Origin of the sequence: Mycobacterium sp. SVM_VP21 (genome assembly GCA_024758765.1) — a bacterium.
Classification (GTDB): domain Bacteria; phylum Actinomycetota; class Actinomycetes; order Mycobacteriales; family Mycobacteriaceae; genus Mycobacterium; species Mycobacterium heraklionense_C.
The window spans coordinates 3706985-3726206 of record CP101406.1; the positions used below are offsets into that span (position 1 = coordinate 3706985).

The 19222-nt window shown below is 67.2% G+C and carries 10 protein-coding genes; 4 read left to right on the plus strand and 6 right to left on the minus strand.

Annotated elements, in window-relative coordinates; translation table 11 throughout:
- Positions 1 to 82 precede the first annotated feature (82 nt).
- The 6 genes from NM962_17305 to NM962_17330 all read right to left on the minus strand — a co-directional run bounded on the left by NM962_17305 (position 83) and on the right by NM962_17330 (position 15387).
- The gene (locus NM962_17305; GenBank protein ID UVO11680.1) at positions 83 to 1498 is read right to left on the minus strand and encodes a condensation domain-containing protein; all 1416 of its coding nucleotides are present in this window, start codon (positions 1496 to 1498) and stop codon (positions 83 to 85) included.
- A 69-nt stretch (positions 1499 to 1567) separates the two neighbouring features.
- Positions 1568 to 7909, minus strand: coding sequence for an SDR family NAD(P)-dependent oxidoreductase (locus tag NM962_17310; GenBank protein ID UVO11681.1), 6342 nt, complete (start codon positions 7907 to 7909; stop codon positions 1568 to 1570).
- A 342-nt stretch (positions 7910 to 8251) separates the two neighbouring features.
- Entirely contained in the window at positions 8252 to 9853 is a 1602-nt protein-coding gene (locus NM962_17315) for a glycosyltransferase family 87 protein (GenBank protein ID UVO14800.1), read from the minus strand.
- A 23-nt stretch (positions 9854 to 9876) separates the two neighbouring features.
- Complete coding sequence (locus NM962_17320) at positions 9877 to 12312, minus strand: penicillin-binding protein (protein UVO11682.1); 2436 nt, start codon at positions 12310 to 12312, stop codon at positions 9877 to 9879.
- Between the two features lie 185 nt (positions 12313 to 12497).
- On the minus strand, positions 12498 to 14867 hold the full coding sequence (locus NM962_17325) for a penicillin-binding protein (GenBank protein UVO14801.1): 2370 nt from the start codon (positions 14865 to 14867) through the stop codon (positions 12498 to 12500).
- Between the two features lie 94 nt (positions 14868 to 14961).
- On the minus strand, positions 14962 to 15387 hold the full coding sequence (locus NM962_17330) for a DUF5318 domain-containing protein (protein ID UVO11683.1): 426 nt from the start codon (positions 15385 to 15387) through the stop codon (positions 14962 to 14964).
- A 112-nt stretch (positions 15388 to 15499) separates the two neighbouring features.
- Here NM962_17330 and NM962_17335 point away from each other — a divergent pair, with 112 nt between their 5' ends.
- The 4 genes from NM962_17335 (at position 15500) to NM962_17350 (ending at position 19151) form a co-directional block, all read left to right on the plus strand.
- On the plus strand, positions 15500 to 16351 hold the full coding sequence (locus tag NM962_17335; protein UVO11684.1) for a DUF1707 domain-containing protein: 852 nt from the start codon (positions 15500 to 15502) through the stop codon (positions 16349 to 16351).
- 181 nt (positions 16352 to 16532) lie between these two features.
- A complete protein-coding gene (locus NM962_17340) occupies positions 16533 to 17075 on the plus strand; it encodes a PadR family transcriptional regulator (GenBank protein ID UVO11685.1) in 543 nt (180 codons plus the stop codon).
- Between the two features lie 79 nt (positions 17076 to 17154).
- Positions 17155 to 18246 carry an inositol-3-phosphate synthase gene (locus NM962_17345; protein UVO11686.1) on the plus strand — a complete coding sequence of 364 codons (1092 nt, stop codon included), beginning with the start codon at positions 17155 to 17157 and terminating at the stop codon, positions 18244 to 18246.
- A 20-nt stretch (positions 18247 to 18266) separates the two neighbouring features.
- On the plus strand, positions 18267 to 19151 hold the full coding sequence (locus NM962_17350; GenBank protein ID UVO11687.1) for an alpha/beta hydrolase: 885 nt from the start codon (positions 18267 to 18269) through the stop codon (positions 19149 to 19151).
- Positions 19152 to 19222 lie beyond the last annotated feature (71 nt).

Genomic DNA, 19222 nt, shown 5'->3' on the forward strand with positions numbered 1-19222 from the left:
CGAAGTCGCCTAGCCGGCTGAAGATGGGCTCACCTCCGGCGGCAGCTGCTGGGCGTGCATGTCGCAGCGAATGGGACTGGGCTCATGCGACCTTTTCCCCATGGCCCTGATCGGCAATCCGCTCAAACACGGACTTCAACAACGCCAGGTAGCGCGCCACCGATTCGTGGGCTTCGGGGTTGTCGGGGAATACTGCGGTGACAGCAGTCTCCTCTCCAACCCGGATCACGTAGAGCGACATCTGATACGAGTACCGACCGTCGCTGTAGACCCCGATGTTCAGGTCATCCAGGCCCGCGGCGATCAACGCCGACAACGGGGCGGCCCCGGCGTCGAGGAAATTGATGACGGGAAAATTCGGTGGCGGTTTGCCCAAGCTGGGTACCAACTCGCGCACCCGCTGGTAAGGCACATCCGCCAGAGTCCTGCCCGAATCGAAAGAAACCTGCGCGGCGTTGGCGGCGTCCGCAAATGAGGACTCCGCGACGGGAACGGTGATCGGGATCAGGCCGGTGAACCAGCCCAGGGTGAGGTCATCCCCCGGTGATCTGCGGGTGTCACGCGGAGTAAGTCCGTAATAGGTCGCATCGCCGGTCAACTCCTGCTGCGCCAAGCCGCAGCACGCCAACACGCCACCGATGAAACGGGCGCTCGCGTCGGTGCAGGCCGACTCGAAATCGACGGTCTGCCTTTCATCCAGCATGGTGGCGGTGACCATGGCCGCCGGGCACGGCTGCGTCGGGTCGCCGAGCGGCAGCGGGAAACCCGGCAGGCTGTCGTGGTTGCTTTCGGCGAAGTTTCGCCATGCCTGAATCTCGGGCGACTCTTGGGTGAGCGCAGAGGTGAACTGGTGCTGACGGACGCAGAACTCGCTGTAGTTTCCCGCCGGGGGCAACTCCAGCGGCGCCCCGCCGGCCACCAGCGCGTTGTACATGAAATAGAGCTCCATCAACGTCACCCCGGCGACCGCCGCGTCCACATGCACGTGGTCGATGCTGGCGAAGAACGTGAAGTGGCTCTTGCCCTGAATGATCCCGAACCGGAAGCAGTCCCACTGCAACGGATCGGGCGTCTCATTCAACAGAACGCGTACCTGCGGCAACGCCAGTTCACCGTGATCCACCGGGACAAACTGGATATCGGCCGGGTCCTCGATGACGTGGCGAATGAGGCGTCCGTCGTCGGCGTGCTCGAACCAGCTGCGGTAGGTTTCGTGCCGCCGCACATGCGCATTGATGATGTAGTCGATGGCACGCCGATCGCAGCGGCCCGCCATGTCGCAACTGAGCACCATCAGGCGCGAGTAGTCGAGTCCGACGGCAGTCTGGTCGATGTAGCCACGAATGTGTTGTTCCTGCATGTAACTGGCAGGCACGGCGTTGACCGGCGCCTGCCGCGCGGCGGCCAGCGCGGCGGCCGACGGCTGCCACACCACGGTTGGACCGGCCTCGGGCTCCCAGTCCGCCAACGTCCCCAACGCCAATGGCCCTACACGCACCGTCTGCTCCTCTTCTCGGGCGAACAACACCTCGGCTGGCGGCTCGGGACAGCGGCCGGCCGACTCAAACTACCTACCACCGGGAGAGTCCGCATGTTCTATACGGGCGGCCAGCTGCTCGCACACGTGCTGCGCCAAGCCACTCACCGTGGTGAGCTGGGCGGGGCCGACCCGGACCCCGGTCTCCGTTTCGACCCGGGTACGAAACTCCAAGCTAGCCAACGAATCCAGGCCATATTCGGGTAGCGGCCGGTCCGGGTCAACGGTACGACGCAGCAGCAGACTGATCTGGTCGGAGACCAGGCGCTGTATCGAGCCCAACCACTCGTCGCGCGGGAGCTCCTTGAGCTCGGCGAGGAACCGCTGCGCGTCGGGACTGCTTGGGCGCACCGGCCGGAACGCTTCGGCGAACGGGCTGCGGTGCGCCAACGCCGCTAACCACGGTGCACGGGTGATGGGCGCGTATCCGGCGTAGGCGCGGCCATAGCTCAGCACCGCCCGGAAGGCGCGGGCGGCCTCGGCGGAAGTGATCGCCGCGTGCGCGCCGTCGGCGGGCGCAGCGAAGCTTCCGGTGTCGGCCCACGGCCCCCAGCCGATCACGGTGGCCGGCAAGCCCTGGGCCTGGCGCCAGCGCCCGAACGCGTCCAACCAACTGTCGGCTGCCGCGGCGGCGCCCTGGCTCGGCGCCCCGATCAGCGCCGCAGTCGACGAGAACGCGCAGAACCAGTCCAACGATTGTGCGCCGGCCTCTTCTTGCAACGACTGGTGCAGGTTCCACGCGCCGTAGACCTTCGTCGCCCAGCAGCGGTCAACGAGGTGTCCGGTGATCTCGGTCAACGGTGCTTCGCCCGCCGTGGCAACCGCATGCAGTACACCGCGCACCGGCAGGCCGGACGCCGTCGCCGCCGCCACCAGCCGACCGGCCGTCTGCGGCTCCGCGATATCGCCGCATTCCACCTGAATATCGGTGCCCAGTGCACGCAACCGCTCGATAGCCCGTTGCGCTTGCCTGTCGGGTGCCGAATCGCCACTCAGCACGATGCGGCCACAACCCGCTGCGGCCATCTCCGCAGCTAGGTACAACCCGGCTCCACCAGTGCCGCCGGTGACGATGTAGGCACCATCGGTCCGGAAGAGCCTGGTCTGGGCCGGTGGCACCACCGCTACCGTGCTACCGGTCTGCGGCACGTCTAGCAAAACCGTTGCCGCGCAATCATCGCCGTCAGCCAGGCCTAGGGCGATGGAAGCGTCCAGCAAGGAATGGTGCGTGGTGGGCGGTTGCGGAAGTCTGCCGTCAGCTGCATTTCGGTAGACGGTGCCCAGCAATCGCTGGACCGTTTCTGGATGGCTGTGCGCCAGCAACGCCAAGTCGACCACGTGCAGCGACAGATTGCGACGGAAGGGGAACAGCCCAAGCCGGCTGTCACCGTGGACGTCCTGCTTGCCCAACTCGATGAACCGGCCGCCGAAGCTCAACAGTTCGATTCCTACGCGTTGCGCCACCCCGGACAGCGAGTTGAGCACTACGTCGACACCGTAGCCAGCTGTGTCGTGGCGTATCCGATCGGCGAACTCAAGGTTGCTGGAGTCATAGACGTGCTCAATACCCATGTCGTGCAACTGTTGTCGTCGCCGTGGGCTGTCTGCTGTGGCGAAGATCTGGCATCCTGCCGCCCGTGCGATTGCGATCGCGGCCTGACCGACGCCGCCGGTTGCGCAATGGATCAGCACCTTGTCGTCTGATGTGACGCGCGCTAGATCGTGGAGCGCGTACCAAGCGGTGACGTATGCGGTCGGCCAGGCGGCGGCTTCGGTCAACGGCAGTTCCGCCGGCAGGGTGGCCACCAGCCGGGCATCGCAGGTGATGAAGGTGCTCCAACAGCCGGCGGGAGAAATTCCGCCGACGTGGTCGCCCACTCGGTGGCCGGTGACATCAGGGCCTACGGCCGTCACCACGCCCGCGAAATCGGCGCCCAGCTGCTGCAGGTATGGCTCTACGGCGGAGTAGTCGACGGGAGATGCCGCGGCCCAATTGGTTCCGGCGACCGTCACCGCGACTTCGATCTGACCGCTGCCCGGCACGATCCGGGGGTGGGCGACTGCTTCCCACGATTCGGGCTCGGTCGGGTCGTTGCGCTGCAGGCGCAGGCAGTCTCGGCCGTGCTGGACCAGGGTGGTCCGCCGATCGGTTGGGCCGAGCGGTCCGGGGCGCAGCCGCGCGGTGTACCAGTCGCCGTCACGCCACGCGGTCTCGTCCTCGTCAGACCCGCTCTGGAGTTGCGCCGCAAGGTGGTCGGCCAATGCCTCGTCATGCTCGGCGGCGTTGCCGTCTACATCGATCTGGGTGGCCTTCAAGTGCGGATACTCCGAGTCGATGACCCGTATCAGTCCACGCAGGCCCGCTTGTTCCAGGTTGGGCGGGTCCCCCGGTCGCACGGTGGCGGCGTCTCGGGTCACCACGTACAACCGCGGTGACTCCCCGGGTAGCGCAACCATCTGTCTCACCACGTCCAACAGGTAAACCACGAAGTCGCGGCCGCGCTGAGCCGGGTTGGCAGCCTTGAGTGCCGGCGGGGTGACCACCACAATCCCGGCACGGCCGTCGAGCGCTCCGTTCAGGCCCGCGGCCACATCGCCGCGCCCGATCGGCACCGAAACCGTGTGCGACTGCGCCGCTTCGCCGTTGAGCACCCCACCGAGGCGGCCGGTCAGGGTGTCTGTGGCGTCAGCCATGCTCAACAACAGCCAGCTGCCCGCATCGGTCGACGCTGCATCCGGTTGATCGCGGCGCTCCCACTCGATGGTCAGCAGACGCTCGTCAAGAGTGCGGACATCGGACTCGATCTCCGACCGGCCGGCCGCGAAGTGCAGACCTTCGACGGTGAGCAACACATTGCCCGAGCCGTCCATCAACTCCAGATCGGCCTCGCAGGCGCCGGCTCGCGCAGCCGTCACTGTGCTCAGGCAGTACCGCACGTCTCGGATCAGATGATGGCGGCGCAGGCTGCGCACGCCAACCGGCCGCAGCAGTTCCCCGTCGCCGGCGCGCGGAACGTCGGGCCGCATAACGGCAGACATGATGCACGCTTCGAGGAGGGCCGGATGAATTTCATAGAGCCCCTGCTCGGAGCGGGCCGGTCCCGGCAGCGCGACTTCGGCCAAGGCCGTGGCACCGATGGTGTGCCGGCCGTCGCCGATACGGACCGCTACCAAACCCGAGAACGCAGGACCGTATTGAATTCCGTTACGTTCGGCCGTTTTTCGCAGTTCTGTACCGTCCACCCGGTCCCGGTGAGCTGCCAGCAACGCGGCGATATCGCGGACCGCTGGTTGGCGAACATCCGACCGAGCCTGCAACACCGCCGTTGCGCAATCGACACGGTCGCGGCCCTGACGGGTGTGCACCGCGAAGTCCAGGACCCCGGGAGCCATCACCACGGCCCCCGAGGACACCGATGTCCAGTCGTCTAGGGGCAGCAGCTGTTCGAACCGAACGTCGCGAATCTCGGCGGATTCGCCCAGGCTGGCACGGGCGGCGGCCAATGCCATCTCGCAGTAGGCGGCCCCGGGCAGGATGGCCATGTTGTGAACCCGGTGATCATCGAGCCACGGGTGCGCCACAATTCCGACTTCGCCTTGCCAGACGTGGCGTTCGGGTTCCTCCAACAGATGAACGTGGGCTCCCAACAATGGGTGTACTGCTCTCACCGCCGCGCCGCGCGGGGTGGCGTCTGCGTCCTCCCGGCTGAATATCAGGTCGCGATGGTTCCAGCTCGGCAGTGGCGCTTCCACCAATGTCCCCGACGGGTAAAGCGCAGCGAAGTCCACCGCGGTTCCGGTGTTGTGCAAGTCGGCGACCAACCCGCGCAATCCATTCCAGGGTTGGTGTTCACCCGGGATGACCGCCAGCGCAGCAATCGTGGTATCGAGACTGCTGGCATTTTGCTCGAGCACCGCAGCCAACCGTGAGTGCGACGCCAGCTCTCCAAACACCCGGTAGCCGTCCTTGATCGCCGCCTGCACGGCCGCTGCGAACCGCGCCATGTAACGCAGGTTGTCCGCCCAGTACTGGCCGTCGAATGACGGCCGGTCCCGTGGTGACCACAAAGTCGCTGAGTAGTAGGGGATCTCGGGCTCAGTCGGCTTGAGGTCGGCGAGGGCTAGAGCCAGCTCGTTGAGGACCGGTTCGACCTGTGGGGAGTGCGCGGCGACCGCGACCGGCACCTCACGCGCCGGAACTCCCTGTTGCTGCCAGTCGGCCACCAGCCCCCGAACGGTCTCTCCATCACCGCCGATGGTCGTTGACACCGGCGAATCGACCACGGCGAGCACCGCGTCGGATACGTCACGAATAGACAACTCCGACAGCACTTGCTGCGCAGGCAGTTCCACGGTGGCCATGGCGCCGCTTCCGGCGATCCGCGATATCAACCGCGATCGTCGACAGGCGACGCGGAGGCCGTCCTCCAGGGTCAGCCCGCCGGCTACGACGGCCGCCGCCGCCTCCCCGAGCGAATGCCCGATGACGGCGCCCGGCCGAACCCCATGGGCCTTCATCGCTTCGGCCAGTGCGACCTGGATGGCAAAGTGGGTCGGCTGCGCTCGTTCGACCTCGGTCGGAGGCAGCTCGGCGGCGATGGTTTCGGCGAGTGAAAAGCCGGACTCTTCGGCGACGACCGGCTCCATCTGTGCGATCGCGTCCGCGAAGGCCGGTTCTTCGGCGAGCAAGACCGCCATTCTCGTCCACTGGGGAGCTTGCTCGGAGAACACCCACACCGGCCCGCGGCCATCCGGTTCGATGGCCGGCTGATAGGCCGAGTCGTTGCCGGCGATTTCGCGTAGTGCCTCGCTGAGTTCGCCGAAGTTGCTCGCCGCCACCGTCGTTCGTACCGGCCGGTGTGACCGCCGCCGCGCCAGCGTGTAGCCGAGATCGGCGAGACCGGTGTCAGTCATCGCGGGGCCGTGTTCGTCGACCCAGTCCGCCAACCGAGCAGAGGTCACCCGCAGCTGGTCGGCGGAGCTCGCCGATATCGGGAAAAGCAGCGGCGCTTGCCGGCCGCCTTCTTTCGCCGATTCGGTGGCCGCGTCCGGTACCGCCGGCACAGGTGGTTGCTCGACGATGAGGTGCACGTTAGTGCCAGACAGGCCATGCGACGAGACCGCAGCCCGACGCGGATGGCCCGCCCTGGCTGGCCAGGTCGTGTTTTCCAGCGGCACAACCAGATTGGTCTCTATCCCGGCCAGCTGGTCTGGCAGCCGGGTGAAATTCAAATGCTGTGGGATGGTGCCATGCTGCAGTGCCAGTATCGCCTTCATCAGGCCCAGCGGTCCGGACGCCGACTGGCAGTGCCCGAAGTTAGTCTTGACCGACCCTAAGAAGCAGCGGTCGTCGGTGCCGTAGACCGCGGCCAGGCCCGCATACTCGGTCAGATCCGCGGCCGGCGTTCCCAGACCATGTGCTTCAACCAGCTCCACCGTGGCGGCTTCGACGCCGGCCGCGGCCAATGCGGCCTGATACACCGCGACCTGCGCCGGCTTCGACGGTGCCGCGGCTGTTCCGGTGCCGCCGTCCTGATTGGCGGCACTGCCGCGCAGCACTGCCAGGATGCGGTCGTGATCGCGGATGGCCTCGGGCAATCGCTTCAGAAGCAACACCACGCAGCCTTCACCCGCCACGAATCCGTCGGCGTCGGCATCGAAGGCCCGGCAGTGACCGCTCGGCGACAACATGCCCTGCTGCGAGCCGGCAACCGACCGGCGGGGTTCGAGCATCACCGACACACCACCCGCCAGGGCGAGCTCGCTTTCGCCGACCTGCAAGCTGCGGCACGCCTGGTGGACCGCCATCAGGCCCGAGGAACACGCCGTGTCCACCGTGACCGCCGGCCCGTGAAGTCCCAAGGCCTGCGACACCCGCGCGGAAGCGAAGCCGGTGCTGGTAGCGGTGAAGCCGTATGGCCCCTCAGCGGCGCCGCACTCGGCGGACAGCAGCTCGTAGTCGCTGTGCGTCAGCCCGACGAAGACACCGGTCTGCGATCGAGCCAAGGCCGCCGGATCGATTCCGGCGTGCTCGACGGCCTCCCACGAGGTCTCCAGCAACAGGCGGTGTTGCGGATCGACCGCGATAGCCTCCGGCTCGGTCATGCCGAAGAAGTCGGCATCAAATTCGCCGATGGAGTCCAGGAAGCCGCCCCAGCGGGACACCGACCGGCCCGGGGTACCCGGGTCGGAGCTGTAGTAGCTGTCGACGTCCCACCGTTCGGCGGGTACTTCGTCGATGACGTCGGCGCCGCGCAGCAATGCGTCCCAGAATCGTTGCGGGGAATCGATGCCGCCGGGAAGCCGACAACCCAGCCCGATAACGGCGATCGGCAGGGTGGATGGACCGTGGGAGGGGGGAGCGGTAGTCATCGCCCTCGCGAGGTTACAGCAAGGTCACGACAGATTTGCTCCTGCGTAAACCACAGTTCGAATAACGGGCCGCAGAACCACTATTCGAGTCCTCAACGACGGACCAGGAGTTCACTTTGCCATTGCGAATCCGGAGGGGCAGCATCGCGACCAATCCGGCCGCCAGCACCGCTAGTAGGCCGCCGAGCCCGGCCCGGCCGCCACCGAACAAATATACGACGGTCCCAGCTTCACCTCTCCTGCGTCGACCCTTGCCGAACCGCCGGCTTGGGTCGCAACCGGGGTTCATGCGGCGCTCCCAGCTTCACCTCTCCTCCGTCGAGCCTCGCTGAACCGCCGGGTTCATGCGGCGCTCCCAGCTTCACCTCTCCTCCGTCGAGCCTCGCTGAACCGCCGGGCCGGCAGCCAGTCCGGAGGGGCATCGGGTGCGGAATCGAATACGCCGCCGGCCGGGTCGTCGGCCCATCCGTGGGCGCGCACCAGATCTTGTTGCGGGCGGTAGATCTGCCGAATCACCAGTGCGCACAGCCCCATGACCGCCAGGTCACGCAGCAACACCGTGGTGGTGAACCACTGCTCAGGCAGACTGCGATCCGCGACGCTGTAGAGGTAGTACATCCGCGGTACCCAGACCAGCGCATCGACGGTCATCCAGACCAGCAGCAGCCGGCGGTGCGGCAGGGCCAGCACCGCCAGCGGCACCAGCCACAGCGAGAACTGCGGACTCCAGACTTTGTTGGTCAACAGGAACGCCGCGACCACCAGAAACGCCAACTGCGCGACGCGCGGGCGCCGTGGCGCGGTCAGCGCGATGTAGCCGATTCCGATGCAGCACAGCGTGAACAGTGCGGCGACGACACCGTTGAGCACCGTCGGGGGCTGCCACATCCCCAGATCGCCGTCGAAGCCCTGCCAGCCGGTCAACGACCTCACCACGTTGTAGAGCGAATCCATGTCGTCGCCGCGGCGGGAGTTGAGCCGGAAGAATTCACTCCAGCCCCGCGGTGCGTACAGCAAGACCGGCAGGTTCACCACCAGCCAGCTGACCGCGGTGGCCACCACGGTGCGTTTGACCTCCCGCAGCCGACCGGTACGCAGCCCCAGCACCAGCAGCGGGAACAGCAGCAGTACCGGGTACAGCTTGGCGGCGGTGCCCAGCCCGAGCAGCACCCCGGCCGCGGTCGGGCGCCGCCGCGCCCAGGCCAACAGGCCGGCCCCGGCGAACGCGGTCGCCAACGCGTCGAAGTTGGTGAAGATCTGGAAGATCACCAGCGGCGAAGCCGCCACCAACGCGGCATCCCAGATGCGTCGACCGGCCAGCCCGGCGGTGGACCACACCGTCGCCAGCCAGGCCAGCGCCAGACCCAACGCGACGATGTCGAAGAACACCACCACCTCGGCGACCCCGCTCAACGCCGGGATCTTCAACACCTTGGTAATCGCCGTGTACGTCTTCGCCAGGGCCATCGCCGAGTACTGGTACAGCCCGGTCAGCACCGGATATTCCATGTAGCGCACGGCGGGCAGTCCGTCGTAGCGGGTCTGCTCCTTGCCCGACGAGTCCTTCTCCACCCAACTGGACTTATACGGGAACTTGCCCTGATCCAATAGCTCCGCGGTGTACAGCGGCACCACGTCGGAGTAGCACAGCTGAAAGTACGCGCGCTCGTTGTCCCAGTTCGCCACCCGCTGGTCGGGGCTACCGCTGCCAGCGCTCTGCAAGCACGCCGACTTGGTGGTCCAGCCCACGGCCAAGAACAGCACGGCGATCAAAAACATCACCCGCAGCGGCGTCATGAACCTGGTGCGCCCGATCAGCGCATGCCGGCCAACCGGCCCGCCGATGGTGTTCGACAGTGCCCGGCCGACGACATCGGTCCGGCTGGGCAGATCACGCTCGTCGGCACTGCGCAGGTCCGCCGCCAGCCGGCGCGGCGAACGCATCGATCGTTCGGTCGTCTCCTGGCTCACGGGAGAAACTCCGGCGCCGGGGGCGGGGGCGGCTCCGGCGGCGGGGGTGGTGGAGGAGGCGGCGGGGGCGGAGGCGGCGGTGGCGGGGGTGGGGGTGGCGGAAAGGGCTCCGGCATCGGGAAGCCCGGCGGCGGAGGCGGCGGCTCATCAACGTCCTGTGGAGGCGGCGGCGGCGAATACCAGTCGTATTGCACCGGGATAGGCACGCTGGTCGGCACGCCGGCGGAGCCGCCGATCTCGGTGGGCTTGGGGAACTGCACGATCGGGTCACCCCACAGCGCGCCATCCATGCTGGCTTTCCAGATGTCGGCCGGCAGGCCAGCGCCGTATACCGGCCCGCCCCACTTGTTCGTCAGCGGTTCGTCGCCGCCGGTGGTGCCCACCCAGACCGCGGTCGACAGGGTCGGCGTGTAACCGACCATCCAGGCGTCCCGGTTGGCCCCGGTGGTGCCGAGCTGGGTGGTGCCGGTCTTGGCCGCGGCCGGGCGCCCACCAGCCAAGTCGTGCCCGCCCGACCAGCTCGGAATCGCTTTCATCGCGTCGGTGACATTGTCCGCGACCGCCTTCGGTATCCGCTGCTCGCCGGAGTCCTTGGCGGCCGCTGTGCCGTCGAAGAGCACCCGGTCGTCAGGGCCCACGACCTTCGCGATGAAGTGCGGTCGGTGATACATCCCGGAGTCGGCCAGGGTGGCGTACGCCGACGCCATGTCGAAGACCCGGGTCTGGTACTGGCCGAGCACGATGCCGTTCTCCGGAGGCCCGCCAAGGCCGTCCTGCGACAGAGTGTGCGCGACACCCGGGAAGCTCTTAGCGACGCCGAGCTGGTGTGCGGCATCGGCGACGTCCTGCGGTCCGTGCTTGAGCTTGAGCATCAGCCGGTAGTAGGCCGTGTTGAGCGACCGTTTGAGTGCCTCGGCGATGTTGCAGACTCCGCAGCTGGCGCCGCCCACGTTGCTGATCTTGGTCTTGCCGACCGTCAGCGGGCCGCTGTCGATCTGCTCACCCAGGCCGATGCCCTGTTTCAGCGCCGCCACCAAGGCGAACACCTTGAATGAGGAACCGGTCTGCAAGCCGGCCTGGGCGAAGTCGAAGCCGCCGACCTCGTCGCCGCCGTAGTAGGCCCGCACCGCGCCGTTGCGTGGATCGATGGAGACCACAGCGGTCCGCATTGCCGGTTTTTGCCCAGCCATGGCCGCTCTGACGGCTTTCTCCACCGCCCGCTGCGCCTTCATGTCGATCGTGGTGGTGATGCGCAGGCCTTCCATGTTCAGGGTCTGCTCGTCGATGTGGAACATGTCGAGCAACTCTTCGGTGACCTGGCGCTGAATCAGCCCGGTGGGCCCGGAGGCTTGGTCGGCATTGCGCGCCTGGTCAGGCGGGATCGTCGTCGGGAAGAACTGCTTGGCCCGCTCGCTGAGCGTCAGGGCGCCAGTTTGCACCATGCCGTCGAGTACCCAGTTCCACCGGTCGACGGCGCGGTCTCGGTTGATCGCCGGATCCAACGCGGAGGGCCGCTGAATCACCGCCGCCAGCAAGGCGCCCTCGGAGACGGTGAGGTCCTCAACCTGCTTGTCGAAGTACGCCCGGGCGGCCGCGTTGATCCCGTAGGTGGTGCGGCCGAAGTAGATGATGTTGAGGTAGGCCTCCAGCACTTCGTCCTTGGACCACGCCTCGGACATCTTGGTGGCGATGACGAGCTCCTTGCCCTTGCGGACCAGTCCGCCCATGCCAGCCCGCTCGGACCCGACCAGCGCGTTCTTGACGTACTGCTGGGTGATGGTCGAACCGCCCTGGGTGTCACCGCCGGTCAGGTTGTTCTTGACCGCCCGAAACAGCCCCGAGACCGAGAAGCCGGAGTTGGTGTAGAAGTCGCGGTCCTCGGCCGCCAACACCGCGTCACGTACGTGAACCGGTACCCGATCCAGCTTGATATCGATCCGATTCCCGTCCGGCGGAACGATTTTCGCCAGCTCGGTGCCGTCGACGGCGAGGATTGTCGACACTTGCGTGGTGTGGATGTCACCGGGTTCGGGGACCTCCACCGTGCGGTAGGCCATCGCGAAGGTGACGACCGGTACCGCCAGGAGCGTAGCGGCGGCAGCGTACAGGCCGCGTCTGGCCCAGAGCCACTTCCGTCGCCGCGATTCATGCTGGGTCAGCTCGGCTGCCAGGTCTTCCGGGAGAGCTGCCGGCGATTCGGCTGGGAAACGGGGCGTTTCGCTGTCCGGGCGCGGGCGCTCCATGGCGGCCTTGACCGCGTCGAGGCGCTCCTGGCGGTCCGACTCGTCATCGGTGCAGTCGGCGGACTTGTCTGCGGCGGTGTCGGCGTCCGTCCCGCTCGCTTCGTCGGTGGGCTTGACGTCGGTCGTCGTTAAGAAGTGCTCTTCTTCAGCGCTGTCGGCACCCGGCGCTGTCGGGCCCCGCGTTTTCATGGGCGCCCAGGGCGTCCTTGCAGGTAGGAGTCGGGCTTCCGGCCCTTCGCCAGCCCGATTCGGCCGCAACCCTTTTCGGCGATCGGCGAAAGCAGCCAGTCATCCCCCACACGTCGCCGCAGTCGCATGGCCAACAGATTACTTCCGTGGACTCACCATCGGGTTGAAACGAGGTCACAAACGCACTACGGCGCAGGGGGCAGCGGCTCGGCCGCAGGCGGGCCGCCCGGCTCGGGCGCCTGCGGCACCGGCGGCGCCGGCGGGGCGGCCGTGATCGTGGTGGGCGGACCGATCGGGATGGTGATGCCCGGCGCGATCTCGATCGTCGGCTGGATGACGGTCTCCTCCGGCGGTGCCGGCGGGCCGGCGTCCATCGGCGGGGGCGGTGGCGGCGCGGCCGGGACGCCGGCATAACCGCCAATCTCGGTGGGCGTGGGGAAGGTTTCGTTGGGGGTGCCCTTCAGGGCGCCGTCCATCGTGGCCTTCCAGATGTCGGCCGGAATGCCCGCGCCGTAGACCGGACCACCCCATTGATTCACCAGCGGCTCGTCTCCCCCGGTGGTGCCCACCCAGACGGCCGTCGACAGCGACGGCGTGTAGCCGACCATCCAGCCGTCCCGGTTGGCCCCGGTGTCGCCCAGCTGGGTAGTTCCGGTCTTGGCCGCCGACGGCCGTCCGCCGGCCAGGTTGTGCCCGCGCGACCAGCCGGCGATGGGCTGCATGGCGGCGGTGACGTTGTCGGCGACCGCCTTGGAGATGCGCTGCTCGCCGGTGTCTTCCGAGGTCTTCGCATCGAACAAGACGCGGCCGTCGGCGCTGACCACCTTCTCCACGAAGTGCGGCGGGTGGTAGATGCCGGAGTCCGCCAGCGTCGCGTACGCCGAAGCCATGTCGATCACCCGGGTCTGGTACTGGCCCAGCACCACTCCGCCTTCGGGCGGACCGCCGTCCTGCGACAGGGTGTGGGGCACGCCGGGGAAGCTCTTGGCAACCCCGGCCTGATGCGCGGCGTCGGCGACGTCCTGCGCCCCGTTCTTGAGCTTGAGCATCAGCCGGTAGTAAGCGGTGTTCAGCGACCGCTTGAGCGCCTCGGCGATGTTGCAGACACCGCAGCCCTCGCCCTCAGCATTGGTGATCTTGGTCCGGCCGTTGTCGAGGGTCAGCGGTGAACTGTCGACCTGATAACCCAAGCCGATGCCCTGCTCCAACGCGGCCACCAGGGCGAACACCTTGAACGACGACCCGGTCTGCAGTCCGGCCTGGGCGAAGTCGAAGCCGTTGGCATCCGATCCGCCGTAGTAGGCGCGCACCGCGCCGTCGCGCGGGTCGATGGACACCACCGCGGTCCGCATGTTGGGGATCTGGTCTTTGAGATAGGTAGCCACCGCTTCTTCGGCGGCATCCTGCGCCGTCGGGTCGATGGTGGTGGTGATCTGCAGGCCCTGGGTGTTGAGCGTCTGTTCGTCGATGTTGAACAGTTCGAGCAGCTCACTGGTGACCTGCCGCTGAATCAGCCCGTTGGGCCCGGTGGTGATGTTCTGGCTGCGGGCCAGTTCGGGCGACACCGTGGACGGAAACTCTTGGGCGGCGCGCTCACCGGCGGAAAGGGCTCCGGTCTCCACCATGCCGTCGAGCACCCAGCTCCACCGGTCGAGGGCGCCTTCGGGATCGACCGCGGGGTCCAGGGTGGACGGCCGCTGGATCAGGGCGGCCAGCAGCGCACCCTCGGCGATATCGAGCTCCTCGACCGGCTTGTCGAAGTACGCCCGTGACGCCGCGGCGATCCCATAGGCACCGCGGCCGAAGTAGATGATGTTCAGATAGGCCTGCAGCACATCGTCTTTGCGCCACGCACTCGACATCTTCGTGGCGATCACCAGCTCTTTGGCCTTGCGGACCAATCCGCCCATGCCGGCCCGCTCGGAACCGACCAGGGCGTTCTTGACGTATTGCTGGGTGATCGTCGAACCGCCCTGGGTGTCACCACCGAACAGGTTGTTCTTGATCGCACGGGCGAAACCCGACACCGAGAAGCCCGGGTTGGAGTAAAAGTCTCGGTCCTCGGCCGCCAACACCGCGCTCCGCACGTAGACCGGTACCTGATTGATGTCGATGTCGACGCGGTTGCCTTCCGGCGGAATGATTTTGGCCAGCTCGGAACCGTCACTGGCCAGGATCGTCGACACCTGGTTGGTCCGGATGTCGCCGGGCGAGGGCACATCGGTGATGGAGTAGGCCATCGCAAAGGTGATGACCGGCAACAGCAGCATCACCACCACGGCGGTGTAGAACCCGCGCCGGATCCACCGCCAATTCGGCGGATGCGCGCGCAGCCATTCCAGCGGATTCGGCGCCGCGGGTGCGTCGGTGGGAGCGGAGCGCTCCGCCCGCCGCGGCGGCGACCCGGTCGGCTTCTCCGGCGGTGGCTCGCGCCGCGGAATCCGGCCGCTCAACGTCTGCTCGCGTTGTGGAGGTGTCCCGTCGAGGGCGGCCCGGACCGCGTCGATCGGGTCCCGCAGATCGGCGGTCACGGCGTCGTCGACCGCCGGGATGATCGTGGTCTGTCGGTCATCCGGCCCCGCCGGCGGGCGCCGGCCGGCAGCGTCGGAGGGCCGGGCCGAGCCAGCATCGGACCCGTCGTCGTGATGTTTACTCACTGGCGGTACGGGCTCCGCTGCGTGCCGGCCGTCGACCGCGGGATCCCTTGGGCGGGCTCGCGAGGCCCAACACATATGACTTCACAAGGTGATTCCAGCTACAGGTCCGGCACACCTCGACGACGTACACCGAGAACTCCGAGAAGCGGGTGGCCAACAGGACCAGTTCCTCGGCGGAACGTGCCGAGCCCGAGACCGCACCCAGCTGGTCGCCGTACACCCACGACACCAGGGTCAGCGGCTCCTTGCGGCAGATGGGGCAGACCACCGCACTGGCCTTGCCGTGGAACTTCGCGGCGCGCAGCAGATACGGGTTGGCGTCGCACACCTCGGTGACCCCGGTACGCCCGGAGTAGACCTCGGCCAGCAGGGAACGGCGCCGGAGCGCGTAGTCCACTACCTGTCGCTGCAATCGCACGGTGACCAGAGTACGTCGGGTCCTCACCGACGCTCGCGATCAACGCCCCCAACCGGCGCCAACCGCCGGATTCGCCGTCACCACCGGGCAGCCTTCTTTTACGATCGTCGCCGTGGCGACACGGCAGACCGCAGGCACGCGGGCCAAGGACAGCGACCGGGACGACGTCTGCCGGATTCTGGACAGCGCACTGGGCGAGGGGCAGGTGTCCAGCGCCGAGCACCAGGAGCGAATCAGCGCGGCCACCAGAGCCGTGACCCTGGGAGACCTGCATTCCCTGGTCGGTGACCTGCAGACCGAGACCGCGCCGGTCAAGCTGCCGGCATTGGGCAGTCCCACGAAGTTCGGCGTACGCAGTGTCGCCATCAAGGCATTGGGCGCACTGGGCACCGCGTTGGTGGCGGGCATGCTGCTCGGCTGGGCGATATACGGAAACACCAGCTCCCCGCTGAGTTTCACCTCTGATCCCGGGGCCAAGCCGGACGGCGTCGCGCCGGTGGTGCTCACCCCACCACGACAGCTGCAGTCCCTGGGCGGGCTCACCGGCCTACTGGAGCAGGCGCGCCAGAAGTTCGGCGACACCATGGGCTACCGGCTGGTGGTCTACCCCGACTACGCATCTCTGGATCGGCCCGACCCGGGCGAGGAGCGCCGCAAACTGGACTACTCCTACCGCGGCGGCTGGGATGACCCCTCGACCTCGTCCAAGAGCAGTGATGACGTGCTGGTTGATCTGGGCGCATTCGACGTCAAGGCTGCGGTTGGGATCCTGCGTGGAGCTCCCGAGACGCTCGGGATCAAACCAGCCGATGTGAAAAGCACCTACCTGATCGTCGATCCGGCTCGGGATCCCACGACACCGGGGGCTCTATCGCTGTCGGTGTATGTTTCCAGCGACTACGGCAGCGGCTACATCGCCTTCGCGGGCGACGGCACAGTCAAACGCATCAATTATCCGTCCTGACCAGCGGATTCGGCGAGCGGTGTCGTTCCGCGAGCAAGAGATCCGGCGACGACGAACCCGCTCGTTTCGGCGGTCTGAACACCAGGCGAACAATAGCCACTTGGGCTTGGTTATATCGGCGCGATACTATGTCGCGAACCGTCGACCGGTCGTAGCTACGCCATCTCAGGAGGTGATTGGAGTGCTTGAGCTTGCCATTTTGGGCTTGCTGCTCGAGTCTCCGATGCACGGCTACGAGCTCCGGAAGCGGTTGACCGGTCTGCTGGGTGCGTTCCGGGCGTTCTCCTACGGCTCGCTGTACCCCGCGCTGCGGCGCATGCAGCTGGCCGGGGTCATCGCCGAGGACGCCGCACCGACGGGAACCCCGGTGCGCCGGGCCCGGCGGGTGTACCGGCTGACCGACGCCGGCCGTCAACGATTCAACGAGCTGGTGTCCGACACCGGCCCGCAGAACTACACCGACGACGGCTTCGGAGTCCACCTGGCGTTCTTCAACCGCACCCCCGCCGAGGCTCGGATGCGGATCCTCGAAGGCCGTCGCCGGCAGGTGGAAGAACGCCGGGAAGGCCTGCGCAACGCGGTGGCACGGGCCAGCAACTCATTGGACCGCTACACCCGCCAACTGCACCAGCTCGGGCTGGAGTCCAGTGAGCGGGAGGTCAAGTGGCTCAACGAGCTGATCGCGGCCGAACGCGTATCGCAGGGCCGGGCCGAACAACCCTGATCCTGCATACGGACGCGGGCATTGGGGAAACACAACACAGCACGTCAGCAGTGAAAGCAGAAAAAGGAGAGCGTCGAAAATGACTGAGCAAACGACGGATGTGCGGGTCGCCATTGTCGGCGTCGGCAACTGCGCGTCCTCGCTGGTCCAAGGCGTCCAGTACTACCAGAACGCCGATGACACCTCCACGGTCCCCGGCTTGATGCACGTGCGCTTCGGCCCGTACCACGTCCGCGACGTCAAGTTCGTCGCCGCGTTCGACGTGGACGCCAAGAAGGTCGGCTTCGACCTGTCCGAGGCCATCTTCGCCTCGGAGAACAACACCATCAAGATCGCCGACGTGCCGCCGACCAACGTGATCGTGCAGCGCGGCCCGACCCTGGACGGCATCGGCAAGTACTACGCCGAGACCATCGAGGTCTCCGACGCCGAGGCCGTGGACGTGGTCGCCGCCCTGCGTGAGGCCAAGGTCGACGTGCTGGTCTCCTACCTGCCGGTGGGCTCCGAAGAGGCCGACAAGTTCTACGCCCAGTGCGCCATCGACGCGGGCGTGGCCTTCGTCAACGCGCTGCCGGTGTTCATCGCCTCCGACCCCGTGTGGGCCAAGAAGTTCGCCGACGCCGGCGTGCCGATCGTCGGCGACGACATCAAGAGCCAGGTCGGCGCCACCATCACCCACCGCGTGATGGCCAAGCTGTTCGAGGACCGCGGTGTCACCCTCGACCGCACCTACCAGCTCAACGTCGGCGGCAACATGGACTTCAAGAACATGCTCGAGCGTGAGCGGCTGGAGTCCAAGAAGGTCTCCAAGACCCAGGCCGTCACCTCCAACCTCACCGGCTCGCTGGCCGGCAAGGTCGAAGACAAGAACGTCCACATCGGACCAAGCGACCACGTGGCCTGGCTCGACGACCGCAAGTGGGCCTACGTGCGCCTCGAGGGCCGCGCCTTCGGTGACGCACCGCTGAACCTGGAGTACAAGCTCGAAGTGTGGGACTCGCCGAATTCGGCCGGCATCATCATCGACGCGGTGCGTGCCGCCAAGATCGCCAAGGACCGCGGCATCGGCGGACCGATCCTGCCGGCATCGGCGTACCTGATGAAGAGCCCGCCCAAGCAGCTGGCTGACGACGTCGCCCGCGCCCAGCTCGAGGAATTCATCGTCGGCTAGAAGCCGACTCTGCGCCGAACATGACTGACGACGAGCTGGCCGGCCTCTCGGAGTTCGCCCTATTGGGGGGCAACGCCGAGCAGGCCGGTCTGGCCGGTGCGCCGCCCGAAGTCGAGCGGATCGACACCGGTGAAGTCAGTGCGCTGCGCTGGGGTTCGGCACCGCCGCGGGTGGTGTTCCTGCATGGCGGTGCGCAGAACGCTCACACCTGGGACACCGTCATCCTCGGGCTCGGCGAGCCCGCGCTGGCGGTGGACCTGCCCGGCCATGGCCGTTCGGCGTGGCGTGAGGACGGCGACTACTCGCCGCAGCGCAATGCCGCCACTCTGGCGCCCGTGCTGCAGGAGCTGGCACCGGACGCCGAGTTGGTGGTCGGCATGTCCCTGGGCGGGCTAACCGCGATCCGCCTGGCGGCCACCGCCGGCGAGCTGGTGCGCCGGTTGGCGATTGTGGATGTGACGCCGTCGGCGTTGCAGCGCCACGCCGAGATGAGTGCCGCCGACCGTGGAACCGTGGCGTTGGCCCAAGGCGACCGGACCTTCCCCGATTTCGAGTCGCTGCTGGCCGTCACCGCAGTCGCGGCGCCGCACCGGGATCTGGAGTCACTGCGACGCGGGCTGTTTCACAACACCCGTCGGTTGCCGGACGGCAGTTGGACATGGCGCTACGACACCATCCGCTCCGTCGGCGACTTCACCGAACTGTGGACCGATGTCTCGGCGATCACCGCGCCCACCACCTTGATCCGCGGCGGCGATTCATTCTTTGTGACCGCCGACGACGTCGCCGAGTACACGCAACGCTCGCCGGGGCTGACCACCCACGTGGTCGACGGTGCCGGTCACTCCGTGCAAAGTGATCGGCCTCGCGTGCTGGTCGAGCTGCTTCGCATGACCCTCGCCTGATACCTACCCGTCGGTTCCACTCGCCTGATGCCCGGCGATTTGGCGAGGCTCGCCGGGGGCGAGGCGAAGCT

Coding starts and splice junctions, on each gene's coding strand:
- NM962_17315 (UVO14800.1), bottom strand. CDS start 9,853: ATGCGTTCGCCGCGCCGGCTGGCGGCGGACCTGCGCAGTGCCGACGAG.
- NM962_17350 (UVO11687.1), top strand. CDS start 18,267: ATGACTGACGACGAGCTGGCCGGCCTCTCGGAGTTCGCCCTATTGGGG.
- NM962_17345 (UVO11686.1), top strand. CDS start 17,155: ATGACTGAGCAAACGACGGATGTGCGGGTCGCCATTGTCGGCGTCGGC.
- NM962_17320 (UVO11682.1), bottom strand. CDS start 12,312: ATGAAAACGCGGGGCCCGACAGCGCCGGGTGCCGACAGCGCTGAAGAA.
- NM962_17310 (UVO11681.1), bottom strand. CDS start 7,909: ATGACTACCGCTCCCCCCTCCCACGGTCCATCCACCCTGCCGATCGCC.